At 43.5% G+C, this 24,221-nt stretch carries 25 protein-coding genes; 20 read left to right on the forward strand and 5 right to left on the reverse strand.

Annotated features, from left to right (window positions below; all coding sequences use genetic code 11):
* Window positions 1-16: 16 nt before the first annotated feature.
* The gene (locus ACSQ8P_RS25440) at window positions 17-520 is read left to right on the forward strand and encodes an SRPBCC family protein (RefSeq protein WP_436237738.1); all 504 of its coding nucleotides are present in this window, start codon (window positions 17-19) and stop codon (window positions 518-520) included.
* Window positions 521-576: 56 nt separating this feature from the next.
* Here the strand turns inward: ACSQ8P_RS25440 and ACSQ8P_RS25445 are convergent, their stop codons facing one another.
* Window positions 577-1,323 carry a metallophosphoesterase gene (locus ACSQ8P_RS25445; RefSeq protein WP_436237739.1) on the reverse strand — a complete coding sequence of 249 codons (747 nt, stop codon included), beginning with the start codon at window positions 1,321-1,323 and terminating at the stop codon, window positions 577-579.
* Between the two features lie 417 nt (window positions 1,324-1,740).
* Here ACSQ8P_RS25445 and ACSQ8P_RS25450 point away from each other — a divergent pair, with 417 nt between their 5' ends.
* Together ACSQ8P_RS25450 and ACSQ8P_RS25455 are read left to right on the forward strand one after the other, a co-directional pair.
* Complete coding sequence (locus tag ACSQ8P_RS25450; protein WP_436237740.1) at window positions 1,741-2,853, forward strand: DegT/DnrJ/EryC1/StrS family aminotransferase; 1,113 nt, start codon at window positions 1,741-1,743, stop codon at window positions 2,851-2,853.
* Window positions 2,843-3,484, forward strand: a complete 642-nt coding sequence (locus ACSQ8P_RS25455; RefSeq protein ID WP_436237741.1) for an acetyltransferase — start codon at window positions 2,843-2,845, stop codon at window positions 3,482-3,484. Before ACSQ8P_RS25450 ends, ACSQ8P_RS25455 begins: the two co-directional genes overlap by 11 nt.
* Window positions 3,485-3,498: 14 nt before the next feature.
* Here ACSQ8P_RS25455 and ACSQ8P_RS25460 read toward each other — a convergent pair whose 3' ends face one another.
* The gene (locus ACSQ8P_RS25460) at window positions 3,499-4,584 is read right to left on the reverse strand and encodes a glycosyltransferase (RefSeq protein ID WP_436237742.1); all 1,086 of its coding nucleotides are present in this window, start codon (window positions 4,582-4,584) and stop codon (window positions 3,499-3,501) included.
* A 189-nt stretch (window positions 4,585-4,773) separates the two neighbouring features.
* Here ACSQ8P_RS25460 and ACSQ8P_RS25465 point away from each other — a divergent pair, with 189 nt between their 5' ends.
* The 6 genes from ACSQ8P_RS25465 (at window position 4,774) to ACSQ8P_RS25490 (ending at window position 9,017) form a co-directional block, all read left to right on the forward strand.
* Window positions 4,774-5,328 (forward strand): CBO0543 family protein, encoded by a 555-nt coding sequence (locus ACSQ8P_RS25465; RefSeq protein ID WP_436237743.1) that lies wholly within the window; start codon window positions 4,774-4,776, stop codon window positions 5,326-5,328.
* A 241-nt stretch (window positions 5,329-5,569) separates the two neighbouring features.
* Window positions 5,570-5,752: a hypothetical protein gene (locus ACSQ8P_RS25470; protein WP_436237744.1), complete on the forward strand. Its 183-nt coding sequence runs from the start codon at window positions 5,570-5,572 to the stop codon at window positions 5,750-5,752.
* A 101-nt stretch (window positions 5,753-5,853) separates the two neighbouring features.
* On the forward strand, window positions 5,854-6,327 hold the full coding sequence (locus ACSQ8P_RS25475) for a CBO0543 family protein (RefSeq protein ID WP_436239600.1): 474 nt from the start codon (window positions 5,854-5,856) through the stop codon (window positions 6,325-6,327).
* Window positions 6,328-6,350: 23 nt separating this feature from the next.
* Window positions 6,351-7,505, forward strand: a complete 1,155-nt coding sequence (locus ACSQ8P_RS25480; protein ID WP_436237745.1) for a PQQ-dependent sugar dehydrogenase — start codon at window positions 6,351-6,353, stop codon at window positions 7,503-7,505.
* A 156-nt stretch (window positions 7,506-7,661) separates the two neighbouring features.
* Entirely contained in the window at window positions 7,662-8,243 is a 582-nt protein-coding gene (locus ACSQ8P_RS25485) for a TetR/AcrR family transcriptional regulator (protein WP_436239601.1), read from the forward strand.
* 63 nt (window positions 8,244-8,306) lie between these two features.
* Window positions 8,307-9,017 (forward strand): SDR family oxidoreductase, encoded by a 711-nt coding sequence (locus ACSQ8P_RS25490; protein ID WP_436237746.1) that lies wholly within the window; start codon window positions 8,307-8,309, stop codon window positions 9,015-9,017.
* A gap of 417 nt (window positions 9,018-9,434) precedes the next feature.
* Here the strand turns inward: ACSQ8P_RS25490 and ACSQ8P_RS25495 are convergent, their stop codons facing one another.
* Window positions 9,435-11,087, reverse strand: coding sequence for an alpha-amylase family glycosyl hydrolase (locus ACSQ8P_RS25495; protein ID WP_436237747.1), 1,653 nt, complete (start codon window positions 11,085-11,087; stop codon window positions 9,435-9,437).
* A gap of 207 nt (window positions 11,088-11,294) precedes the next feature.
* Between ACSQ8P_RS25495 and ACSQ8P_RS25500 the strand changes: the two genes are divergently transcribed.
* Window positions 11,295-11,453, forward strand: a complete 159-nt coding sequence (locus tag ACSQ8P_RS25500; RefSeq protein WP_436237748.1) for an asparagine synthase — start codon at window positions 11,295-11,297, stop codon at window positions 11,451-11,453.
* An 84-nt stretch (window positions 11,454-11,537) separates the two neighbouring features.
* Here the strand turns inward: ACSQ8P_RS25500 and ACSQ8P_RS25505 are convergent, their stop codons facing one another.
* Window positions 11,538-12,119 carry an NAD(P)H-dependent oxidoreductase gene (locus tag ACSQ8P_RS25505; protein WP_436237749.1) on the reverse strand — a complete coding sequence of 194 codons (582 nt, stop codon included), beginning with the start codon at window positions 12,117-12,119 and terminating at the stop codon, window positions 11,538-11,540.
* Window positions 12,120-12,231: 112 nt separating this feature from the next.
* Here ACSQ8P_RS25505 and ACSQ8P_RS25510 point away from each other — a divergent pair, with 112 nt between their 5' ends.
* From ACSQ8P_RS25510 to ACSQ8P_RS25525, 4 genes are all read left to right on the forward strand, one after another.
* Window positions 12,232-13,266 (forward strand): AraC family transcriptional regulator, encoded by a 1,035-nt coding sequence (locus tag ACSQ8P_RS25510; RefSeq protein ID WP_436237750.1) that lies wholly within the window; start codon window positions 12,232-12,234, stop codon window positions 13,264-13,266.
* Window positions 13,267-13,454: 188 nt separating this feature from the next.
* A complete protein-coding gene (locus ACSQ8P_RS25515) occupies window positions 13,455-14,051 on the forward strand; it encodes a TetR/AcrR family transcriptional regulator (protein ID WP_436237751.1) in 597 nt (198 codons plus the stop codon).
* Between the two features lie 20 nt (window positions 14,052-14,071).
* Window positions 14,072-14,521 carry a DoxX family protein gene (locus ACSQ8P_RS25520; protein WP_436237752.1) on the forward strand — a complete coding sequence of 150 codons (450 nt, stop codon included), beginning with the start codon at window positions 14,072-14,074 and terminating at the stop codon, window positions 14,519-14,521.
* A gap of 62 nt (window positions 14,522-14,583) precedes the next feature.
* The gene (locus ACSQ8P_RS25525; protein ID WP_436237753.1) at window positions 14,584-15,039 is read left to right on the forward strand and encodes a VOC family protein; all 456 of its coding nucleotides are present in this window, start codon (window positions 14,584-14,586) and stop codon (window positions 15,037-15,039) included.
* 470 nt (window positions 15,040-15,509) lie between these two features.
* Here the strand turns inward: ACSQ8P_RS25525 and ACSQ8P_RS25530 are convergent, their stop codons facing one another.
* Window positions 15,510-16,220, reverse strand: coding sequence for a TetR/AcrR family transcriptional regulator C-terminal domain-containing protein (locus ACSQ8P_RS25530; RefSeq protein ID WP_436237754.1), 711 nt, complete (start codon window positions 16,218-16,220; stop codon window positions 15,510-15,512).
* 108 nt (window positions 16,221-16,328) lie between these two features.
* Between ACSQ8P_RS25530 and ACSQ8P_RS25535 the strand changes: the two genes are divergently transcribed.
* The 6 genes from ACSQ8P_RS25535 (at window position 16,329) to ACSQ8P_RS25560 (ending at window position 24,133) form a co-directional block, all read left to right on the forward strand.
* Window positions 16,329-17,003 carry a DUF6022 family protein gene (locus tag ACSQ8P_RS25535; protein ID WP_436237755.1) on the forward strand — a complete coding sequence of 225 codons (675 nt, stop codon included), beginning with the start codon at window positions 16,329-16,331 and terminating at the stop codon, window positions 17,001-17,003.
* 341 nt (window positions 17,004-17,344) lie between these two features.
* Window positions 17,345-19,132: a sensor histidine kinase gene (locus ACSQ8P_RS25540; RefSeq protein WP_436237756.1), complete on the forward strand. Its 1,788-nt coding sequence runs from the start codon at window positions 17,345-17,347 to the stop codon at window positions 19,130-19,132.
* The gene (locus ACSQ8P_RS25545) at window positions 19,110-20,711 is read left to right on the forward strand and encodes a response regulator transcription factor (RefSeq protein WP_436237757.1); all 1,602 of its coding nucleotides are present in this window, start codon (window positions 19,110-19,112) and stop codon (window positions 20,709-20,711) included. Before ACSQ8P_RS25540 ends, ACSQ8P_RS25545 begins: the two co-directional genes overlap by 23 nt.
* An 89-nt stretch (window positions 20,712-20,800) precedes the next feature.
* The gene (locus ACSQ8P_RS25550; RefSeq protein WP_436237758.1) at window positions 20,801-22,174 is read left to right on the forward strand and encodes an ABC transporter substrate-binding protein; all 1,374 of its coding nucleotides are present in this window, start codon (window positions 20,801-20,803) and stop codon (window positions 22,172-22,174) included.
* Window positions 22,175-22,325: 151 nt separating this feature from the next.
* Entirely contained in the window at window positions 22,326-23,231 is a 906-nt protein-coding gene (locus tag ACSQ8P_RS25555; RefSeq protein WP_436237759.1) for a carbohydrate ABC transporter permease, read from the forward strand.
* Between the two features lie 20 nt (window positions 23,232-23,251).
* Entirely contained in the window at window positions 23,252-24,133 is an 882-nt protein-coding gene (locus tag ACSQ8P_RS25560; RefSeq protein ID WP_436237760.1) for a carbohydrate ABC transporter permease, read from the forward strand.
* Window positions 24,134-24,221: the final 88 nt, after the last annotated feature.

Below are 24,221 nucleotides of genomic sequence, written 5' to 3' on the forward strand. Positions count from 1 at the left end.
TTTCGAGCAAAAGATAGTGAGTGCTAACAAACATTTTGACGGAGGTGTTACTATTAAACATCAGAATATTGAATCGCGCAAGCTTGTTGGTCAAACGATATCTGCAGGTTTCCAAGTCGGTGTTAGGAGGACGTTTCCAATCTCGCCAGAACAGGTATGGTCGTTTCTAACCTCTCCCGAAGGGATAAAATTGTGGCTTGGAAACGTATCACCTCTTGCATTTAACGAGGGAGAGATTTTTACCTCCGATGAGGGGATTTCGGGTCAGCTACGGATAGTAAAGCCTTTCAAGCAGCTTCGCTTAAAGTGGGGCAAGAAGGATTGGGAGAAGCCGTCAACGCTGCAAATCCGGCTTTTATCTAATCAACCTAGTCGAACAACGATCAGCTTCCATCAAGAGAAATTGGATCATCCGAACACGCGGGAACAAATGAAGCTGTATTGGGAAAACGTTCTGAGTGCCATCTGGAAGCAAACGAGCACTGTAAATTATGAGGAGGAAATGGATAATTATGAATAAGTTCAGTCATATTCTTGTGAGATGATGCATTGTATCCTTTTTATAAGTGCTTCAAGTTATAAATAGTGCATCGTTATCTCACTTCTGACAAAAAATCTAGCATTAATACCCGTCTGCCCAATTCCCTTAGATATGTAGTAAGCCCCATATTGATTTTTATGTAGACCCTTATATATCCCCATTCGAGGCAATTTACCCGCGTCTTTCATTCTAAACAAAAATGGAATATTAAATTGTTTGCCATGTAGATGTCCAGCCATTAAATATTCATAGTACTTGTTCAAATGTAGAACGATGTTAGGATCGTGCGTAATAATAACTTTAGTTCTAGTTTGATCAACATTTTGAAACGATGTTTCTATGTTGCTCTTACCTGAATCAAAATCATCAATTCCAATTAATTCAATTTGATCTAAGTGTACCGATTCATTTCTTAATACATGTAATCCATACTTCCTTAATAGATTTATTAAATCCATGACATTTTTTTGCTGATAATCATGGTTGCCGAGTACACAATAAATAGGTACATTACCAATAGTCATAGCTCTTAGATACTTTTCTAGTTTAGAGAGCCTTTTACGATGTTTTGTAAAATCACCTGTAATAAAAATAAGGTTTGGTTTTTCATCATTGATAATTGTGGCTATTTTTGTAGGACTTATTCTTAATCGTTCTACATGTAAGTCACTAATCTGTAGGATTTTTAAATTTAAATCCAGAGGATATGTAATCCGTTCAATTTTTAGCCATTGTGTAGGTAAGATAAAATTAAGATAAAAGAAGAAGAATATTAGAATCACTATGTATAAATAGATCACTTCACCATTCTCCTCACATAACAGACTCATTTTGTTGAATTCATATTTATTCTAGATAAATCTGGAAATTCCCTTTTATTATTCCACCCAAGTCCCCTGATATGTTCACCGACAAACCTCCAACCCGCTTGAGATGAGCGTAGTTGGAGGTTTTCTCATGTCCAAAAATCCAAAAAAATCCAATCGTAGAGGTTTTTGTAATACACAGTACACCTGCTGATACTTGGAAATTTAATATTTCATATAATAATCCCATGTAAATTATTCAGTCGATACTGCAGTCTGTTATTCAGCTACCCCGAAGGAGAGTGACAATTTTGGATGATCAATATCATTTGGCTGAATCGAAATTGAAGTCCTTTTCCCCGACCAACCAATATAAGGAAGGTGAGAACCTTCATGTTTGATATCCCCTTTCTACGGCCCAAGCTTGTAGTGAAAGAAGAATATATAGACTATTTGAAGCAGATTGATGATTCTAGATCCTATACCAATTACGGAGCCTTGAATACAAGCTTTGAACAGCAATTAATTCATGATTTATTTCAAGACGAAGGGTATGCCGTAACTGTCAATAACGCAACAACAGGACTTATCCTAGCTATCTCTCAGATCAAACGTCCAGGTAAATATGCGCTGATGCCTAGTTTCACGTTCGCTGCAACACCATTAGCCGCAATGTGGTGCGGATTGGAGCCATATTTTATAGATGTAAACGAACGAGATTGGTGCATGAATGAAGAGCTACTGGAGCAAGTGATCCATCGATTAGGGGATGAGGTTGCTGTTGTGGTCCCCTATGCAACCTTCGGAACGAATATGGATACAAGCTATTATGAAGCCCTGCAAGAACGTAATATCCCCGTAGTTATTGATGCTGCGGCAAGCATTGGGTCTAGGTTGAATCAGCATTTTGGTCAAGGTTTTTCAGGCGCTGTTGTGTTCAGCTTTCATGCAACGAAGGGCTTTGGAATTGGGGAAGGCGGGCTCATATACAGTAGTGATAAAGAGATGATCAATAGGGTGCGACAAGCGTCTAACTTCGGATTTAACGAAGATCGAGAATCCATGCAAACGGGTCTTAATGGGAAAGTATCGGAATACGCTGCTGCAATCGGACTCGCCACACTCCATGTATTCCATCAGAAAAAGCAAAAGCGCGAGCAGATTTTTGACTGGTATATGGAGGAGCTTGAGCAAACGGGGCTCCTTGATCTTGGCTGGCAACTGCAAGAAGTACAGGGGAGCGTTGCCTATTCATTCTTTTCTTTGTTATGCCCTGAAAAAAGCAGTAATGCCTATTTCGTTCAAAAGCTAGCCAAACATGGCATTCAAGCCCGTACTTATTTTACCCCATCCTGTCATATACAGACTGCTTTTCAGTCTTATCCTCGCACATCTCTTCATATAACGGAACAAATTGGAAGGCGGATCATCAATTTGCCGTTGTGGGAAGACATGGACCAAGGCCATGTGCAAAAGATTTTGCGAGTGCTCTCACATGAAGGATAGCAAGCTTGTCATTTGGGGCTGCGGAGGGATGGGCCGTGAGGTTAACCATTTGTGTGAACTATTGAATATTGAGGTTGTAGGTTTTCTTGATGAACGGTCGGAGATGCGCGGACAGATGATTGATGAAATACCAGTACTCGGTGACTTGTCAGATATTATTCACCTTCGTGATCAAATAAAGGTCGTTTGCGCTGGCGTCGGGAGCCCTCAATTAAAGAAACGGCTCGTTCAGAAAACGAGTGACTTCGGTTTTTCGTTTGCAGATAGTCTTGTTCATCCCGCTGTACAACTATCAAGAAAGATTCATATGGGAATCGGATCTATTATTGGTGCAGGCACCATCATAACAATCAATGTTCACATTGGTCACTTTGTTATAGTTAACAGCAGCGTAACGATCGCCCATGATGTCAGAATATCTGACTATGTTACCCTATCCCCTGGCGTTAACTTAAGTGGAAATGTCACAGTGGAGGAAGGGGTTTTTATAGGGACTGGATCTGCTGTTCGTGAGAAAATTACTATAGGCCCTTGGTCGATGATAGGCGGAGGAGCTTTTGTAAAGGATCAAGTGCCCGGAGGGGTATTGTATGCTGGTGTCCCAGCCGTATTTAAAAAGAATCTGTCATAGTGTAGTAAAGGTTATTATAAATTACCCATCATATGCTTTAATTTTGAACGAACAATATTTTTCACATCAAAACGTTCGTTTATTGTTTCTGCTCCATGAGTTCCTATGTTCAAAGCTTCCTTAAAGTTTGCTTTAATCCACAACAACGTATTAGCAATGGCTTGTGCGTCTGCTGCTACCTCAATATAATCGACCCCCGATTGAAGCACAAGCCTATCGTTTCGAGGATTCGTAGACACTAAAATACAGCCCGTAGACATGGCATCGACAGCCGCTGTAGTGGGAAAGCCGTCTAGAGCAAATTGATCTTGCGAACTGCAGTTTACAAACACATGAGTTCTCTTATAGATGGAGCGCAAGCTTTCAGGTTCTAAGAGCCCATGAAACGAATAATGGCTGTTCGTTAACAAGTGCAAATGATCCTGCCAATCACCTACAATGTTTAGATGAAAATCCTCAGGAAGCATATTAAATGCCTGTATCAACAAGGGAAAGCCTTTTCTTGGGTAATTAAAAGCACAAAAGGTTACCTCAATCGGCAAAGTTGCATGCTTAGGTGAGTAGGCAAACAAGTCGGTATTTATAACAACTGGGTAGTATAGGCTAGAAGGAATAGAGCCCAGCACTTCATCAATATTCGTGAAAATAGTTGAGCAATGTGTGGCTGCGTAGTTCAAAAATTCAATAGAAGTCCCTGGTTCTAGACCGCCTCCAGGATATAATGTACTATGAAGCTTAATTTTTCGATCTTCCAAAAAGGCTCTAATATTCCATCCCAAATTGGATCCAGGCATATGGCTTCCATCGGGAAGACTGCATAAGCCAAGCAAGCTCAAGGTGAGGTTCAAAAATACACAATAAACATCCGTGATTCCATGGGATATGGCTATATGTTGAAACTCGGAAAAAGGATAAACGGTTGTTGGAAATGTATCATGGTAAGGATGAGTAGCAAAAAATATGGTGTCAGGTCTTTGAGCATGTATTTGCCTATTTTCCCAATAGCGGAAACCACTCAATTTCCAAGGGAATTGTGTATCGATTACCGCAAGCCTGCGATGAGGTAATGGAGTTGATTCTAATTCTGTGTTAGATGACATGTTTGCATGCCTCCTATTGTAGCATTGTTGGATATACTCACCCATGTATGCTGAAAAATTACGATAATTATATTGTATGCGGAAGTCCTGCACCGAATAACCTTATGTACCTCAATATTAAGTCGTATTCATCAACTACGAATAAAACCGAATTATTTGCAAATAATACCTCCATTGGGGGGTATTTTTTTGGATAAAATAGACATTGCCAAACTCATAGATGAAAACACCGAACAAATTCAATCTTTAATTCAAGTAAAAGTACATTATTGGCAAACATATGTCCTTTTTTCAGGCTTATGGTGGTTTGGCGTCATTTCAACTATAGTTCCTTGGATAATTTGGTTCTTTGTAAGAAAGAAAAATAGCACCGATCGCATTTTGTATGTCGGTTTTTTTGTTATGATCATTTCTCTTATGCTCGACATACTTGGCGATCAATTAGGGTTCTGGCACTATAGGTTTAATGTGATTCCTGTTCTTCCCACATATTTTCCATGGGATATAACTCTAATGCCTTTAACTATAATGTTTCTTATCCAAGTTAAACCAAAAGCGAATCCTTTTTTTAAAGCAATACTGTTTGCACTGCTTGCTTCGTATGTTGGAGAACCGTTAATAAAATGGATGATGATTTACAACCCTATAAGGTGGAAGTATACCTTCTCTGTTCCGATTCAATTTACAATTTATTTAATTAGTCACTATTTAAGTAAAAGGAATATGTTCCAAAAATTAACATAAAGACTCCTTGCTCGCCGCTTTTGTATCTGTGGCTAACATTCTTTCACCATATAACTTATCAAGTGCGCCCTCCGATTGGAGGGCTTTTTCATGCCGTTTACTGATCCGCATCCACTACTGGAGAAGATTTCCACCAAATAAATCCAAATATTCGCTTTACAGGACACCATATGGTGTTATATCCTGAAATAGGACACCATTAAGTGTCGTATATTAAAATAAAAGAAAAGAGGAATTTCACATGCACATACTAACCATCATTTTTCACAGTTGGCTGCTTTTCTCCATGGCATTCTTTGGTGGAAGCAAGATTGCAGGAGCCAAGCATCAAGTAGATCTCTTTGATTCGATTAAACTGCCTCAATGGTTCCGCGTCCAATCTGTTTGGTTAAGTTCCACTAACCTTTTATGGGAAAATTCTTAAAATAAAATTCTAGACTCCTTTTTCTTTAATGATTAACACCCACTAGTTATGACCATAATTTAATTTAGTAAATAATTAGGGGACTATTAACATTGGATACGATGATTCTTTACTTCGTTTGGATCGTTACGACTATTCTCTTGGTAATTTTCATCAAAAGAAAGGATTTATTGAGAGCGCAATTAAGTTTCATGTTCATGCAAGTCCCCACTTGGTTATTCGGTACATTAGTTGTTAAGGGAAGATTCATAGAATATCCTGTTGGTTTTCTTAGCGTTGTCTATAAAGCAAGTTTTACCTTTGAGTACTTCGTTTTCCCAGCTATAAGTGCCATTTTCAACGTACATTTTCCTCGTGAGAAATCATGGTTGATTAAAACGATGTATACACTTAGCTTTCCATCCATCATGACCTTATGCGAGGTTTTACTAGAAAAATACACCGATTTGATCAAATATATAAATTGGTCTTGGTATTTGAGTTTTATCACGTTAACCATTACACTATTACTGTCCTATTGGTATTACCTATGGTTTTGTAAGAAAACAATGAAAATGAACGTCGAAGATCAATAACGTCTTCCTTAAGGAGGTTGATAATGATTAAGCGTTATCGTCTTGCATTTATGAGCCTAATCTTTCTACTTATATTACCCGCATGCTTTTGGTCAAAAGATTCAGAACCTTCCACCACGACATCGAACCGCATTTCGCTAACTACTATTTTCGAGCCAAACAACTTCGATCATCCCGTAGGACTTGAGCATCGTGTTAACTCACCGCAACTTTTGTATATCGTTGAGCAGCCTGGTAGGATCATCAGCATGAACCTAGATAAGCCGAAGGAAAAGCCCTCTCTTATTCTCGATATTACTGATCGCGTCAACGATAGTGGAAACGAACAAGGGTTACTAGGACTAGCCTTCCATCCGAAGGATCCAACGTTGGCATACGTGAACTACACGACGGAGACCCATACGGTTATCGCTCGCTACAACACGCTTCCTAACAATCCTGCTCTTCTGGATCCAAATAGTGAGCAAGTGCTCCTTACTTTTAAGCAGCCCTACCCGAATCACAATGGCGGGCAACTCGCCTTCGGCCCAGATGGTTACTTGTACATTGCTACGGGAGACGGTGGCAGCAGCGGTGATCCTCAGAACAATAGCCAAAACCTACAGTCCCTGCTAGGCAAAATACTTCGTATCGACGTAGACAAGCAAGACGGTGGGCTTCTCTATGCAATCCCTGCTAACAATCCTTTTATTAGCAAAGGGGCAAAGGAAATCTATGCCTACGGACTGCGGAATCCATGGAGATTCAGTTTCGATACCGTTACAGGAAAGCTCTGGGCAGTCGATGTTGGCCAGAATAGATTCGAAGAAATTAATCTCGTGGAAAAAGGTAAAAACTATGGGTGGCGCATTCAAGAAGGATTTGAATGCTACGAACCAAAAGTAGGTTGCAATAAGACTGGCTTAGAGCAACCGCTGTTTACCTATGGTCGTGATCAAGGCGTATCGATTACCGGAGGCTATGTGTATAGGGGCACGAAGCTCCCTGAACTTTACGGCTGGTACGTGTACGCAGATTATGGTACGGGGAAGATTTGGGCATTATCTCAACAAAGTGACGGAACGATCAAGAACCGAACCTTACTGGAATCAGGCTTGAATATTACATCCTTCGGTACGGACGCGGCAGGCGAGCTTTACCTGTGCACACAAGATGGAAAGATATTGAAAATCGTTTAGCTGTATTGACTATTAGGGGATGCCAGTTTGATGGCATCTCTCTATTTATATCATGAGGACAGCCCTATTTCAGATACGAAAATTGACATTGACGATTGGTTAAATTTGCTATATGATCGTTTTGTACCGATAAGTACAGAAAGAGTGATCACGACTATGGTTCGACCGCGGGAGTTTGATGAACAGCATGCATTGGCTGCAGCCATGCAAGTATTTTGGGAAAAAGGCTTTGAAGCGACTTCAATGAGTGATCTGACCTCTCGAATGGGCATTCAGCGTCCAAGTCTTTATGCGGCATTTGGGGGAAAGAAAGAATTGTTCGAAACCGTGCTTAATAAGTACGTAGGCATGAGTCTCTCTTTTATTCACAACAGGATGCAGAACGCCGTTTCAGTAAAAGAAGCGCTGCGCATGTATTTCCAAGGGATTATTGAAGGGGTTGGCGAGAGTAAACCTGATTTGGGTTGCTTATGCATCAACACGATGGTTGAGCTTGCCCCTCACGACGAGAGCTTATCTCAAATTACGAAGAACTACCAGTTGAAGCTTACCGAATTGATCCAACAAACGCTTGAAACGGGCATTCGTACAGGGGAACTCTCACATTCGTTGAATGCGGCTGCCTTATCACGCTTACTGACGATCTCAGCCATTGGACTTTCTGTTACGATGAAAACACAGCCAGAACGATCTTACGTCGATAGTGCGGTAACTGAGATACTTACTTTGCTCGAATGAGCATTTTTTCACCCATTTTGTACCGATCAGTATAAAACATAATTTATAGGAGGTAATCTTGATATGACTAAGAAAATCGCATTGATAACAGGAGCTAATAAAGGAATAGGGTTAGAAATTGGCCGGCAGCTAGGACAGCAAGGTATCCTTGTTCTCCTCGGAGCCCGTGATATGCATAAGGCAGAGAACGCTGCTAAGCAGCTGCGAGATGAAGAAATCGAAGCTTATCCAATTGAATTAGATGTGACGGATCCTGGGCACATTCAACAGGTTGTCGCGAAGATTGGGCAGGAATATGGAAAGCTAGACATTCTCGTTAACAATGCGGGGATATATTTGGATCATGAAGGTAATAACACGGATGTCATGCGCCGTACGTTTGACGTCAATATATTTGGGGCTCATGCGTTAACAGAAGCTCTTCTACCTCTTTTAAAAGCAAGCCCTGAAGGACGAATTGTTAATCAATCCAGCATTCTCGGTTCAATTACGACCATTCTAACCAATGACATGTATGCAGGTGGTGCCGTTCCAGCTTACACGGTCTCGAAAGCGGCGCTGAATGCGTGGACAGCACAGCTATCCATTACACTCAGGGGTTCAAACTTAAAGGTGAATGCCTGTCACCCTGGATGGGTAAAAACAGACATGGGTGGACAAAACGCCCTCATGGAAATCCAAGAAGGCGCTGAGACTGCTGTCTATTTGGCTACTCTTCCTAATGACGGTCCATCTGGGGGATTCTTTCATAAATCGGAGCCCCTACCTTGGTAAAACTACTGTGGAGCGACTGTTACAGCCGTTCAAAGTTCAAGTCTTTGAATTCAATTTTCCAGCAGAAAGCAAAATGATACCTAACTTAACGGACACCAGTAGCGTTATCTCTTCATTTATGTCTCTGTGCAGAAGTTAACGGACACATTCGACGTTAAACGCTCTTGATCGGCTGATACATAAATGAAATCCGCTCAATAGCGCCTTCTGTGTCCGTTAGCCAAATTGAATGCCTGATTTCAGGCAAATAATGTCTCCTGTGTCCGTTAGTGATAAGGATTTAGGAGTGCTCATGGAATCAGGGCAGTAGTGAAGCTTGCTGCCTCCCAGCATCCCACTGTGGCCCTGGAGCCTTGGTAAACCTCGGAGCAAGAAGAAGATCCCTCCCCTCTTGCCGAGCTCCACCTCACATACATCCTAACCCTTAGTCAATTTACTAAAAATGACACTCTCATAGCCGTCTAGCCACAGCTCAGATGAGCCTTCCGCAAACTGGCGATTGTCCGGCCCTGTTTGATAGATCACGTTTTTCCAATTATTGATATCATCATCGCTAACCTCGTTATTGTCAAACCGCACAAATACGGCATCTGGCGATAAATTGACAACAATCAAATATGCATCACTCTCATAATGCCTCGTATACGACAAAACCATGTCACCCGAATTACGGATAAACGTCAAATCCCCCTTCCAAAACGCTGGATTGCTCGTGCGAAGCTGAATGAGAAAGGCATAATGTTCAAACATTTCCCTATCAAATTGCTGCCAATTCAATTGATATTCATCGAATAACGATGTCCATGTTGCCAAAGTCGGCTCATTGAACTCCTGCCCCATCATCAAGCATGGAACACCTTCTAACGTAAGCAAAATCGTTGCTGCGGGTCCAGCAAGCTTTTCGCCAAAATAGGAAGCTATTCTTGACTGTTCTTTCTCCTCGAGCCAACTCATTCTAAGCGCATGTCGAGGGAAGCTGTACTTGTAAGAGTTATAAATGGCCATGAACTCCTGTTGCGAGATCGTTCTATCGATCCAATCGCGAATTAGTATGCGAAGCTTGCCATCGTAGGTCAAATCGCAGGATTCAAGATGATGATACTCATCGTAGGACTGTGAAATTAAGATGAGGTCAGCTTTCACCATTTGCAGATTTTGCTTGATTTCTGTTAGAAAATCGTACGGGGTAATGTCCGAATCATCCAATCGAATTCCGTCGAAATCAAACTCAACAACCCAATATTTCATGGCCTCAATGACATAGCTTCGCATTTCGCGATTATCGAACTGTAACCCTGCGAAATAGGATCGATTGGGCACATCGTAAAATAGCTCATTTTGTTCCGTCCGCGTGAAAAATTCCGGATGACTTCTAGTCATGATATGATCCACACTCGTTCTGTTCAGAACCCAATCCAGAATGACCCTCATCCCGTTCTCATGAGCTAAACGAATGAATGCCGCTAGTTCCTCTTTCGTTCCAAAGCTTGGATCAATACGATAAAAATCCTTCACAGCATACGGATCACCATACTTACCAATCCTACCTTCAAGCCCAACTTCGTTGAATGGCATTAGCCACAGCGTGTTTACCCCGAGTTTTTTGAAATAGTTGATTTGATTTACCAATCCATTAAAACCGTTTTTAGTAAATGCTCGAATATGAAGTTCGTAAATGACAGCTTTCTTAATCCATTCAGGACTTGGGAGAGCCGTATAATTTTCATACATATAACCAGGCTGTTCTTCTGATATGTCATTTGTTCTAATCAGAACATCGCCATGCTCAGTCACCGTGATCGCTGAATTATTTTGCCCATCTTCCGATACACTTGGATTCATGGGATCTAATATCCAAGCTTCCCCATTCACGACGAATTTATAGAGATGCCTCCCCTTCGGGATCGGAAGTTCAAGCTCCCAGACGTTCTCCCCCTCCGTTTTACGCATGAAGTCCCTATCGCCATTCCAATTGTTAAAAGTCCCTGCAACCGCAACACTTTCTACCTGGCTATCCGTCGCAAACATGAACCGGACACCTTGTGACCCTTTTGTTGGAAAATGAGACATGGATGTGAATCTCCTTTTTGTGTGAAATATGCGATCGCTTACTCCTCCTTATATCGTAGCGGTTATGGAATAACCTGCCAATGTCCGTTTCTACTCCGTTATGATGCGATTATGTTCCATTAATCCGACCATCCTGTATATGTAAATGACTTTGATGCAAACTAAGATGTCTTGCCTAACCCAAACAAACTTGGAGGAGTGATGTTCATGCGCGAGGGATTGATTCCTGCTGTTCTTGGAACTGTCGTTTCTGCATCTGGTGCTACTATGCTAAAAAGCAAGTATAAGCTTCTTGGTATTGGTGTGCTTGGCTTTGGTGTTGCTCATGTGATTCTAGGAGCAATCGATTTGGTGGAACATCGTTAGGGTTTGTAAGATCAAAAGGGAGATCCTTAGGGACCTCCCTCTTTGCTTTACCCGCTTATGATTTCGATAGTTTAGGCCGTTTAACTAAGCTAACTTCGTTCCAAGTTGCTTTACTTTCTTTAACCAATGAGCTCGTTTCTCTGGTGAAGATGGCTTAATCGGCCCAATCTCGGTAAGACGTACAGGAGTTATCCCGCAGAATTGCAAAATATTATGCTTCATCACGCGATATCCCGCATGCTTATAGATCCATCGACTATACCACGCAGGGGTATCCGTGGTTACAATGAGATGTGCAGATTTACCGACTAGCAGCTTATCCCAAAGCACAGACTTCTCCCGATATTTGAAAGCGAAGCCAGGTAAGAAGACTCGATCAATGAACCCCTTCATCATCGCTGGCATCGCTCCCCACCAGGTGGGATAGACGAAGACAAGATGATCTGCCCAGCGGATAAGCTCCTGTGCATGCAGCAAATCTTCCTCGAGCTCTGTACGCTTACGATAACCAAACTGCAGATTCGGATCAAACGTTAATGTATGAATATCAATCCTCTGAATTTCAACCTTGCTGTCTGAAACCCCTTCGATATAAGCATTAGTTAGGGCTGCACAATAGCTCTGCGGATCCGGATGTCCGTTAATGACGAGAATATTCGATTTCAAGATGATTTCCTCCTTATTTGCGACTATAATCAGCATAGAATGAATGTAGTTAGATTTGAATGATGAAACACGCAAACCAATTGCTGATTCACGCAAAGGAGGGAATATCAACTTGAAAAGCCAAGGTGTTGCCATTTCTATGGTGTACCCCATAATGAAAACGATTGTGCAAAAAGGCTTTGATTCAGAGCAATTTTGCAGATATGCTTCCTTCGACGCGCGTCTTCTCCAGGATGTAGAGGCACGCATTTCAGGCGAGGAATTGGAGCGATTAACGATAGCCGCGGCCCATTTTACGCAGGATACGCATTTCGGCTTACATCAAGGACAGATCATGGAATTCGCCGATATGGGCATCCTTGGCTATGTCATGATGCATTCCCAATCCGTCGTCGATGCGTTAACTGCTTATCAACGATATAACGTGCTGCTATGCAGTGGATTTAATTTGGACTGGGACGTGGAGGGTGATGATGTTCAGATATCCATGTTTCTACAACATCCCGGTCAGGGACAGATGTCCCGTCATTGTATAGAAGATATGGCCAGCTCATTATACCGTTTAATCGGTAGACTAAGTAACCGTGCAATCCCTCTGTTGGAGGTAGCTTTTCGTCACGAAGCACCGGCAGATTTAACTCCTTATCAATCCGTATTTGGGCGAATCCCCCGCTTCGCCGCGAATAGCAATTACTTGCGATTGAGTAAGGATGTGTTGCATTACCCCATCCTCTATTCCGATGCTAAGTTACTGAGCATATTTGAGAATATCGCACAAGAAACTAGACAAGAGCTTACGCAAACTAGCCGATTTACTGAGCAAGTTGTCCAGTGGATACGCACATGCATGCCTTCCTATTTCCCAACCTTGCAGCAAACCGCAGAATTCCTCCAAATGAGCTCACGTACACTTCAGCATAAATTGAAAGAAGAGAATACGTCGTACAACGATCTCTCCATTCAGGTCCGCAAAGAATTAGCCATGGGCTACCTTCGCAAATGGGAGTTCTCTGTTGGGGACATCGCTTATGTGCTGCATTTTTCCGAACCCAGTGCATTTCAAAATGCATTTAAGAAATGGACTGGCTTAACGCCTGGTCAGTATCGAGCCACGGTCCAAAGTGGACAAATGCGCGTGAATGGATGAGCAATGATGTTAATGTTGAGACAAATGTTGGGCACTTCGACGCTTGATGTTCATACAAATGCATGGCAACGACGCTGATAGGAGTCTGACTCTTGTGGCGTCTTTTGTTTCTGGCTATTTACAAACCGATGGTCTGTTTATATAATGAGATTACAAGGATTAATTTCCTATAGACGGAGGATTGGCCTATGAAGAATGAGGAACGCAGAGAAATCACCATACGTAAGCTCCTTGAAGCGACGAAAGCGCTGCTGAAGGATAAAGGCTGCCACGCCATCACGATGAAGGATATCATGGACCAATCATCGCTCTCGAAAGGAGCTATCTTTCATTATGTGAAGAGTAAGGACGAAATTTATGCGTGGGTGCTGCATGAGCGACTCGAAGAAACGAATGCGAAATTCATGCAGGAAACGGAACATGCTCCCAAGACCTTTGATGGACCGATGCAAAGCATCCGTCATAATCTTATTGCGCTAGAAGATCCCCAAGATATCACCAACAAAGTGCTCAAATACTTACTTGGCAAGGAAGATGATCCGACCGTAGCGGATGTGCTGCAGCATTTCTATGAGCGATCCGTGTCATTTGCTAAGAACTGGATCTCACTTGGTCAGCTCCATGGCGTCATTATGGAAAGCGTTGACCCCGACCAAACAGCTGAAATGTTCGTCCTGCTATCCCTGGGATTACGTGTCCGTTCCTCTTTTGCCTCGACAACCGCTCAGATTTCCACTGAGGTGTCGACATTTATGTCCACAATTTTGAAAAACCAATCCAAATAAGAACTTCAGGAGGTATTCGTATGGCACCTTTCATTGCGCTGATGTTATCTTTTCTACTTTTATGGGGAATGGGTTCTCTGGGATGGTCATATTTCGATGATTGGCACGCCGCGTTGCAAGGCGCAGTCGCTGTCATGTTTCTGCTTACAGCCTCCGCACATTGGGGTAAAAGACGTCCAGATCTGATTCGGATGGTCCCTCCTGCTTTCCCAAGACCCGCCTCAGTCGTAACGATTACGGGCTATTTAGAAATCGCCGGTGCCATCGGGATACTGATTCCTATGTTGTCACTGGCTGCATCCATCGGACTATTGCTCATGCTGATCGCAATGTTCCCTGCTAACGTCTTCGCTTCACGCAAGAAGTTGACGATTGACGGCAGGCCTGTGCCTCGATTGGCAGTTCGGATTGTGCTGCAGCTCGTTTTCATTGGAGCTGTTGTGTTGGCATCGCCATGGTTTGGGGATTAGATGCATTGCGCATGATTTCATCAACATTTGTGATACAATACCTAATAAAAGGAGCTGCTGACATGCAAAAAATCTCTCCATTCTTATGGTTCGACGGCAATGCCGAAGAAGCAATGAACTTCTACACGTCCATATTCAGCGATTCCCGAATTGAAAGTATCAATCGCTCTGGGCCTGAGGGCAAAGTTATTTCAGGAACATTTTTGCTGAATGGGATGCGGTATATGGCCTTAAATGGCGGGCCTCATTTCAAATTCACCCCTGCCCTTTCGTTGTTCGTCAACTGCGAGTCGCAGGAAGAAGTCGACACCTTGTGGGAGAAGCTGTCTGAAGGTGGCCAGCCTCAGCGCTGCGGTTGGGTACAAGATAAATTCGGCCTATCCTGGCAGATTATCCCGACCACTTTGGGGGAACTGCTCAACGCCACGGATCGCGTGAAAGCGGCTCGTGTGATGAACGCGATGCTGGGCATGCAAAAGATTGATATTGCCGCGCTCAAGCAAGCTTACGAGGGATAAGAACGAAAACTTTAGCATGTAATGGAAAAGGAGCTAAGAAGCGTGTTTGTGCTTAGCTCCTCCTTTTTTTTGCAAAAGCTGCAGCGGTGCGAATAGGGCAGAGTCACATGTCTCTCCGCGCTGTAACGATGAAAAACATCGTTACAGCAGCTGAATGGACCTGTTTTACTTGCTCCCCCACGCTGAATAGACCATTCAAAGCGTAAATGCCCCAAAGATGCAAAAGAACACGCATTTCCGGGAAAAAAGGTTACACGTCGATAAATGTGTGCGAAAGCTCTTTGCATTTTGCATGCTTTAAAGCTTCTCTATTCGCAACACAATCAAGGTGATTTGAAAAAATGTCGTCTGGTTGTATCGCACTTACGTGTCACAATGCAACGGTTTCCCCAGGTTCAAAAAACTGCAAGAGGGTCCCCCGCCACACCTATGTGGCTTTCCGGGGAACCCTCTTTTTCGCATAGTTTGGCCTACTTGCGCTGAGCTTCAAACCCGTCGACTAACACCTTGAGCCCGAACAGGAACTCATCATCCCAATTTACTGCCGTCGTATAGGGTAACAGCCGAACAAAATGGGGATACTGATCCGCGGGCAGCGATTGCATACGTGTTACCGGGGTCTCTCCGATTTTTTCTGAAGGCTCAACAGATTCCGCTCTTGCCATTAAGCGATTTTCTTCATCGACGAAACTATAGATATAGTTCTTAATCATGCTGGCAAACCATGGAACGTGCGGATCACTGAAGCCTGATTGGGCAAATAATCGGTATAGAAACTCAATATGCGCCAGACGCTTGGGACTCCCCGCCATCGTTGCGCTCATGATGGAAATGGCATCTCGATATCGATGGAGAACAAGTCGGAAGTGGATCGCCCACTCGCGAAGCTGCTCCTGCCAATCGAGGCTTTCATCTGGAAAGCTCACGTCGGAACTAATTTGCTCGGCGAGCAGATGCATTAATTGCTCTTTATCTTTGACATGATAATACAGGGAAGCAGCTTTAACCCCGAGGGAATCTGCAATTTTACGCATGCTGATGGATCCTAACCCCTCATCTCGCAGCAGCGTGAGGACAGCTTGAATAATACGTTCACGATCTAGTGGGGTATGTACATCGGATGCCCCTCGTTCTTCTTCGGCCCCCTCCGTTAGAAGGGGATGAATTCGTCTACGTGCCATATTCGACCTCCAATTTCTCTTGACAATTATACCACAACACATTAATCTAACATCATTAAATTATTATTCTAACATCGTTAGATAAACGCCTTAAGGAGATGTTCCTTCATGACTAACACCCAAATCGACCATTTATTCAGAAAAGCAGAAAAACAGCTATCCGATACATGGAAATCGGTCTTAGAAAGTAAGCAAACTGAACTCATTCAAATGTTTAATACCTATGGAGATCGTGCATATGGTGTCTGGATTCAAGACTTCATGGCACTCGTTATTGAACCTTTCCAACAAGAAGGCTATCAGGTTAAAGCTGGTTTTAATCGTCACAATTCGGTCGAGAACTGGGGCCCTCCTGAAGAGCGTGAGCGCTGCGCTTGGTACTTCATTCATAATCACGAAGGTGCGCCCATTGGTACCTTGGTGCTTCAGATTTATCATTCGCATCGTTCCTTTTTCGTGCCGCGGGCACCACAGCTTCTTTTTCTACAAGTCACGGAACGAGAAGATATCTTAACTGCTTTATCTCAATCCACTACACGTGTACGATGGGATCGTAAAGAAGAACGCACACACACACTAGAAGCCCAATCGATAACGCAATGGGAATACGCGACTGATGTCTCCTTAGCCGATTGTCTAGGAAGATCAGAATCCGAACATAGCAGCTGGTCACTGGATGAAGCGTTATCCCATTGGGGACGTTACGGGTGGGAGCTCGTATCTGTGACGCCAGTGGACAGGAAAATGATTGCCTATTTTAAACGTCCTATTCGATCCAACTAGATTCCGTCGCATTTCAATAGCCGAGAAGAAGTACATGCACTTGTTATAAAGCACTTGCTGCTGGAGGCTGTGAATCAATAATCATTCATGAGGTGGTGTGAGAATCTCACGCCTCTTTTTATGCCTATCTGCTATCTGGTATCTGCCTATTTACCTAAACCTATTTCCCCCTTCGCTTCATCCTCCTGCCCAACAATTACCATGCATATTCTTTGTTTTATTCGGCATATTCTTTGAAATACTACGCTTCCCCCTACTCTCTCTAGCAGGATATGAGTCATCGTTGTATGATAGAAGAGATTCCTAATCCTAGAAGATAAGGGCATGGTGTGACATCCACAATGAAACTTCGCAGTCCAATAAAGACATTGCGTGGAAAGATTCTGATCTCCTTATTTTTCCTGATTATACTTCCAGTTGTGACCATTCTATACCGATTCTATAAGTCTTCTGAAGATATTGTACAAATTCAGCTCAACCAATCCAATCAAACCGCCGTTTCGCAGAAAGCCGCAGCCATGAACGAGATGGCCGTTCGCATGATCACCGCTTCTAGTCTGATTATTAATGATCCAGAGACGGAGAAATTTCTGAAAGAGCCTGCGGATTGGTCGAATAATTACCTCTCCTTCATTAAGCTCACGAGCCTGCAAAAGAAAATGTCCAACGTCAAGGATCTCCTTCTCGACAGTACAACGCAGCTTGGATTATACGACAATAGAGGGTTTACACATACGACATGGTCGGCCGTCACACCAACGAGTGTCCAATCTTTCTATAAGGAAAGCTGGTATGAACCTACACTGGGGCGCAATGGCTTCCCCTACTGGACGGTTCCCTACTCACTTCCTTCATCCAATAATAAGCAAGATCTGATCGTCATGACGAGACAAATTAATGGCGAATATACGAGTAACTATGGTGTCTTTTTTATCAGTGTACCGATCCAAGTTTTCTTCTATCCGAACGCCGAGATACAGCAGCAACAAGCTTCAGGCATAACTTCAGTCCTCGTCGATGAAGACCAAAATCTCTTAATCGGAGATCGTGCAGCTGCAGATTTATTGGCTAATCATGCCCTTCAAAACGTTCGTACCAATGTAAATGGCATTCAAGAAGTAAAGATCAAAGACCACGTCTATTTTATGAACGACGCTCATGTACCTCAGCTCGGATGGCGGCTAGTTCAATTCATGAATCAGAAGGATTTCGCCACACAGCTCAGTCGGGAGAAAGACAAATCCATCACCTGGGTTGTCGCCTGGTTCCTTCTTTTTGCTATCGCCTTCATTGTTCTCATGCTTCGTGTAACGAGTCCTTTTAAACAATTGGCCAAATCCATGACCAAGGTTGGTAAAGGGGAATTTAATACCCTTGTCACGATAAAAGGGGAAGACGAGATTGCCATGCTTGGCAATTACTTCAATCGCATGGTACTGCATCTGCAGGATCTCATCTCCGATTTATATGATGAGCAGCGACGCAAGCAGAAAGCACAATTCCAAGCCCTGCAAGCGCAAATTAATCCGCATTTTCTGCTGAATACGCTCAATTCGATTAAATGGATGGCGCTGCTCTCTGGGGCTGATCATATTAGTGAAATGATTACCAAGCTGGGGAAGCTGCTGAATTTCACCATGCGAAATGAACAAGAATTCGTCACATTACAAGAAGAACTGGACTATTTACAGGTCTACCTCTCTCTTCAGGAAATTCGTTATCATGATCAGATCACGTTTACCTATCGCATTCCTGAAGCGCTTCTCGACTGTGAAGTGTTAAAATTCACGCTGCAGCCTGCCGTAGAAAACAGTATTATTCATGGTAATCGCTTCCCTCTTCTTATCGAGCTTCAAGCTGAAGAAGTCAATGGGAATCTGCATATTGTGATGCAAGATAACGGGGTAGGCATGAGTATGGAAATGATTGGGCAGGTCGAATCTTCCCTGAACCAGCCTCACGCGAAGTTCAGCGGTATCGGTATACGCAATGTTAACGAACGAATCAAGCTCCACTTTGGTATGCAGTACGGCATGCAAATCTCAAGTGTGGAGGGCGAAGGCGTCCGACTACTATTGGTGCTGCCTTTAAAAAGGAGGAATGCAGATGCTGAGAATTCTGATCGTTGATGATGAAATCCTTGTGCGTATTGGCTTAAAGACGATCATTCCAAGAGATAACGAGGAGTTCCAGGTCATTGGTGAAGCGGCTAATGGATTGGAAGCGTTGAAAATATTAGAATCGCAGGCCTGTGACGTCGTACTTACGGATATTCGTATGCCGGAAATGGACGGACTTGAATTATTGAGACAGATCCGTGAACGCTGGCCGGCGATCAAATGTCTTATTTTATCCAATCATAACGACTTCAACTATGTCCAACAGGCATTACGGCTAGGTGCTATCGAATATGTTACGAAATTAGAAATTAATCCCTCCGAGCTGATGGAGAAGCTGCGCGCAATCCAGGATCAATTACAAATTGAGAAGCAAGGCCAGAATGCGAGAACTCAGCTTGAGCAGAAGGTTAATCAATATAGCAACGAAGTAAAAGAAAAACGGTTGCGCGAGCTCCTCCAAGGCCATGTTTCCCGTGGGGAAATCGAACAAGTATGGCGAGAATTCCAGCTGGAGCTATTCACTGCCCCCTTATCAGCAGCGGTGATCCAGATCGATTCCTATGAGGAATTAACGCAGAATAACCGTTTCCAGAGCGATCGTCTTTTGACATACACGGTGAAAAATGTCCTCAATGAGATTCTCAAGAAGTATGGCAATGGGGAGCTAGTTGAGATGGCCGTTGGAAAGTTTTGTGTCCTTACAGGCCAAATCAACGCGAACATGTTGGTCGAAATGCAGAATGCCGTACAAGTTTTCCTGAAAATTTCGCTGGCTATCGGTGTGTCCCCTTCCTACGAGGATACATTTGCACTCCATCCAGCCTATGAAAAAGCAGATCATGCCTTAAGCTACCGATTCTACTACGGGGGCTCATGCATCGTTTACTATGATCATTTACATGTTTCACCTCCCACGCTATCTGAGCCATGGCAGGAAGAAGAATGGATGAAACGTATCGAAGAAGGTGACGAAGTCGGCTTGCGAGAGAAGATTCTTGCCTGGACAGAGGAGCTTTGCCGCAATAAGAATATTCCTCCTGCCCTATTGCGAGAGCAGTGGCTTCGGCTGCTTCATATTTTCGCGCGCTGCTTGAAGGCGGAAGGCGGAGACATTTACTCCGTCACCCTGCATGAGCAGCAATATCCATACCATGTCATTCGAAATGCTGAAACTTTGCAGGCGTTATCCAACTGGTTCATTGGATGGCTGCCCGTCTTTCTGGCGTATAAGCGTGAGCATGGGAAAGAGAAACTCCGACCGGAAATTCAAATGGTGATCCGTCAAATTATGGAGAAGTATAATTTACCCCTCAAAGTAGCTGACTTAGCCAGTACCGTTGGTTATACAGAGAATTATTTGAGTATTTTGTTCAAAAAAGAAACAGGCAAAACGATCACCGATTATATGACGAATGTTCGGATGAAAAACGCCCGCGAGCTGCTCAAGAATCCGGATTATAAAATTTTCGAAATTTCTGAGCTCATTGGGTATGCCGATCCCAACCATTTCAGCCGCAGCTTTAAGCAAATGGAAGGCATGTACCCGACAGAGTTTCGCAAACTCGTCTTTGGTCATCGAACATCGTAGAATAATGCTTACTTCGTAAAGAATACTCCGTGTCTTTTTGGGAAAATTTGCATTACGATTTAACTACCAAAAGAAAAGGGGATGAACAAATGAAAAAAATATTAGGCATGGGAGCTTCAATTGCTCTTGCTGTAAGCGTTCTGGTAACCGGCTGCTCCAAAACACCTGAAGCCTCACCTTCCGCAGCCGCGTCTGTCGCGCCTGCTGCCACGGCAGCAGCGGCTACACCTACACCTGAAGCACAGAAACCAGTTACCCTTAAATTCTGGGGAGGCGTTCCGCCAGAAAGCGGACCACAAGATGCCGTCGACGCTTGGAATAAAGCGAATCCGACGATTAAAGTGGAATATACACGTTATGTCAATGACGACCCGGGCAACCTGAAGCTCGAAACAGCCCTGCTCTCCAATACGGATGCTCCGGATATTTATATGAACTATGGTGATGCCTATATGACGAAACGCCAAGCTGCTGGCATGGCAGAGCCATTGGACGATCTGATCGCCAAAGCAGGCTTCGATGTGGAGGGCATTATCGGGGCAGCGAACATTAAGAAATTTGCAGACGGCAAATATTATTATTTACCTGCGAACAAGAACTTGGGAGCCGTACTTTTCAATATGAAAGCTTTAGATGCAGCCGGCGAGAAACTCCCAACTGCCTGGACATGGGACGATTTCAGTGCAATGGCCACCAAGCTTAACAAAGGAGCTATGAAGGGTACAATGCTAGATCCAGCTTTGGGTTGGTTTGGTGATACGGTTCTGCAAACGGCCAAACCTCAAGACTGGGTTATCGCTGCAGACGGCACATCCAACTTCAATAGCCCAGCTATGAAGAAAGGCTTGGAAATGCAGAAGAGCTTGGAAGACAAGGGCGTTATGATGAAATACTCCGAAGCTGTTGCCGGTAAAATTACTGTGCAAAATGAGCTTCTGACAGGTAAAGCTGCTATGATGGCTTCCCAAATTTACATCATCCGTTATATCAAGGATATCAAGAGCTTCCCACATGATTTCAAAGTCGCATTCGCTCCTTATCCGCAATTCACAGCAGGCAGCAACATTAATCCAGGCGGCGGTATGGGCGACTATATGTCCATTAATAAAAACAGTAAAAACAAAGAAACTGCTTTTAAATTCATCTCTTGGTATTTACAAGAAGGTAATATGGCGATGGTACCAGGCGGCCGGATCCCAACGAATAAGAAAGCCGATGCAGGTAAAATCGCTTCAATCCTTATTGGTGACGCGAAAGATCTGATCGATGAAGCTTCCTTGAAGGCACTTTTAGCTGGCAATTATACATTCCCTACGTCCTACAATGTACCCGTACCAACAGAGCTAAGAGCCATCTTTAAAGATGAGATGGAGAAATACCTGCTGGGTGCACAGCCAATCGACAAGGCTTTGGAAACCATGAAAACGCGTGCTGATACGACGATCAAGGGTGCCAAAAAATAAATTCATACGAGTTTCATGTAAACCTCCGGCATCTTCTAGCTGGAGGTTTTTTCAATTAAACTACAGAAAAGATCACGTTCACGCTATGGGAATTCGCTCTTTCGCTTGATAAAGTTAATTTAACACAAGAATTCGAAAGGGTGGCTTACGAATGAAACGACATTTCTGGCATAACGCCAAATTCAGGGAAAACCTTGCAGGCTACCTGTTCATTTTGCCCAACTTCTCCGGGTACCTCATCTTTATATTGCTGCCCATCGTATTCAGTCTGTACCTCGTATTCGTGGATTGGGAATATCTCAAAGGGTTCGCAGGGATCGAATGGGTTGGCTTAGATAATTTCAAAGCGCTTGGCAGTGATCCGAAATTCGTGAAAGCGCTCAAAAATAACTTGATCTTCACCCTGGTCAGCGTTCCCGCTTCCATCATTATAGGACTCCTGTTTGCTGTCGTACTGAATAAGTATGTGTTTTTCAAACAAACGCTGCGAACTCTGATTTTTCTTCCGTATGTTAGCTCACTGGTTGCTGTATCTGTCATCTGGAGCATCATGTATCGCGCTTCTGATGGTCCGATCAACCAGTTGCTCAAGTCTGTTGGCATTGATCATCCACCAGGCTGGCTGTCCAGCCCGAATTCTGCTCTTTTCGCTATTATCATCATGCAGGTATGGGTAACGATTGGATACTCGATGGTCATTTACTTGGCCGGACTGCAAGGGATTTCCAAAGACTTGTACGAGGCTTCCGATATTGATGGGGCTTCGAAAATACGTCAGTTTTTCCAAATTACGATACCGATGCTCACGCCAACTACCTTTCTCGTGGCCATTACACTCATTATCGGGTCATTCCAGATATTCGGACCGGTCAACATTATGACACAGGGCGGCCCCATTGATTCGACGATGGTACTCTCCTATCACATTTACTTACTCGCATTTCGATTCTACAAAATGGGCTATGCCGCTACCGTCTCATGGGTGCTATTCGCCATCATCTTCGTCGTCACAATCATTCAATGGCAGAGCCAGAAACGTTGGCAGCAGCACTTCTAATTGGAAAGGAGATTACCCCCATGGAAACTATCGTACCTACCCAAGCTACACGGAAAACATCCATCGCCAAAATCAGAAGGGGCAGCCTTTGGCTTAAGGTCCTCCTTACCATCATCTTGGGAGCGATCTCTATCGTTATGATTCTGCCTTTTATATGGATGATCTCTACTTCCTTCAAAATTAATGGCGAGGTATTCAAATATCCAATCGAATGGATTCCGAATACGTGGCATTTTGAGAATTATAAGAAAGTCTGGGCCGGAACTGACCCTTTCTATTTATTTTATTGGAACTCCATCAAAATCACAGGCATTACGGTTGTAGGCAACCTCTTATCAAGTGCCATGGCTGGATATGCCTTCGCCAAAATACGCTTCAAAGGACGGAACTTCCTGTTTCTGCTCTATCTATCAACGATGATGATTCCTGGGCAGGTTTTGCTTGTTCCCCGCTTCATCTTGTTCGATCAGCTGCAGCTGATTAATACACATGCTTCCATTATTTTACCAGGATTGTTCACGGTATTCGGCACCTTCTTGATGCGTCAGTTCTTCATTAGCCTTCCGAACGAACTGCTGGAGGCAGGGCGCGTTGATGGATCGGGCTACTGGCGAACCTTCTGGCAAATTTGTTTGCCATTGATCAAGCCTGCGTTAGTCACACTATTAATTCTCTCATTTACTTGGCATTGGAACGAATACGAAACCCCGCTCATTATGCTTCGCGAGAAAGCATTGTACACGATTCCTCTTGGTTTAACGAGTTATGTTGAAGAGTTTGGTACGAATTATGTCCTCACCATGGCAGCATCAGTCTCAGGGCTTGTTCCTCTGCTCATCGTCGTGGTTGTCTGTCAAAAATGGTTCGTAGAGGGGATTGCAAACTCGGGATTGAAAGGCTAGCTCTTCATATGAAAAGGCTATCTCTAGTAGATATTCTACTTGGGACAGCCTTCTTTTTGTTATTTAGGGTAATGAGAAAACCTCTATC

The organism is Paenibacillus sp. LjRoot153, from assembly GCF_964253085.1.
Lineage (GTDB): Bacteria > Bacillota > Bacilli > Paenibacillales > NBRC-103111 > Paenibacillus_E.

Bases quoted from the DNA above. Each gene is read 5' to 3' on its own strand.
- ACSQ8P_RS25450 (WP_436237740.1), top strand. From the start codon at position 1,741: ATGTTTGATATCCCCTTTCTACGGCCCAAGCTTGTAGTGAAAGAAGAA.
- ACSQ8P_RS25455 (WP_436237741.1), top strand. From the start codon at position 2,843: ATGAAGGATAGCAAGCTTGTCATTTGGGGCTGCGGAGGGATGGGCCGT.
- ACSQ8P_RS25460 (WP_436237742.1), bottom strand. From the start codon at position 4,584: ATGTCATCTAACACAGAATTAGAATCAACTCCATTACCTCATCGCAGG.
- ACSQ8P_RS25470 (WP_436237744.1), top strand. From the start codon at position 5,570: ATGCACATACTAACCATCATTTTTCACAGTTGGCTGCTTTTCTCCATG.
- ACSQ8P_RS25475 (WP_436239600.1), top strand. From the start codon at position 5,854: ATGATTCTTTACTTCGTTTGGATCGTTACGACTATTCTCTTGGTAATT.
- ACSQ8P_RS25480 (WP_436237745.1), top strand. From the start codon at position 6,351: ATGATTAAGCGTTATCGTCTTGCATTTATGAGCCTAATCTTTCTACTT.
- ACSQ8P_RS25485 (WP_436239601.1), top strand. From the start codon at position 7,662: ATGGTTCGACCGCGGGAGTTTGATGAACAGCATGCATTGGCTGCAGCC.
- ACSQ8P_RS25490 (WP_436237746.1), top strand. From the start codon at position 8,307: ATGACTAAGAAAATCGCATTGATAACAGGAGCTAATAAAGGAATAGGG.
- ACSQ8P_RS25495 (WP_436237747.1), bottom strand. From the start codon at position 11,087: ATGTCTCATTTTCCAACAAAAGGGTCACAAGGTGTCCGGTTCATGTTT.
- ACSQ8P_RS25500 (WP_436237748.1), top strand. From the start codon at position 11,295: ATGCGCGAGGGATTGATTCCTGCTGTTCTTGGAACTGTCGTTTCTGCA.
- ACSQ8P_RS25515 (WP_436237751.1), top strand. From the start codon at position 13,455: ATGAAGAATGAGGAACGCAGAGAAATCACCATACGTAAGCTCCTTGAA.
- ACSQ8P_RS25520 (WP_436237752.1), top strand. From the start codon at position 14,072: ATGGCACCTTTCATTGCGCTGATGTTATCTTTTCTACTTTTATGGGGA.
- ACSQ8P_RS25525 (WP_436237753.1), top strand. From the start codon at position 14,584: ATGCAAAAAATCTCTCCATTCTTATGGTTCGACGGCAATGCCGAAGAA.
- ACSQ8P_RS25530 (WP_436237754.1), bottom strand. From the start codon at position 16,220: ATGGCACGTAGACGAATTCATCCCCTTCTAACGGAGGGGGCCGAAGAA.
- ACSQ8P_RS25535 (WP_436237755.1), top strand. From the start codon at position 16,329: ATGACTAACACCCAAATCGACCATTTATTCAGAAAAGCAGAAAAACAG.
- ACSQ8P_RS25540 (WP_436237756.1), top strand. From the start codon at position 17,345: ATGAAACTTCGCAGTCCAATAAAGACATTGCGTGGAAAGATTCTGATC.
- ACSQ8P_RS25545 (WP_436237757.1), top strand. From the start codon at position 19,110: ATGCTGAGAATTCTGATCGTTGATGATGAAATCCTTGTGCGTATTGGC.
- ACSQ8P_RS25550 (WP_436237758.1), top strand. From the start codon at position 20,801: ATGAAAAAAATATTAGGCATGGGAGCTTCAATTGCTCTTGCTGTAAGC.
- ACSQ8P_RS25555 (WP_436237759.1), top strand. From the start codon at position 22,326: ATGAAACGACATTTCTGGCATAACGCCAAATTCAGGGAAAACCTTGCA.
- ACSQ8P_RS25560 (WP_436237760.1), top strand. From the start codon at position 23,252: ATGGAAACTATCGTACCTACCCAAGCTACACGGAAAACATCCATCGCC.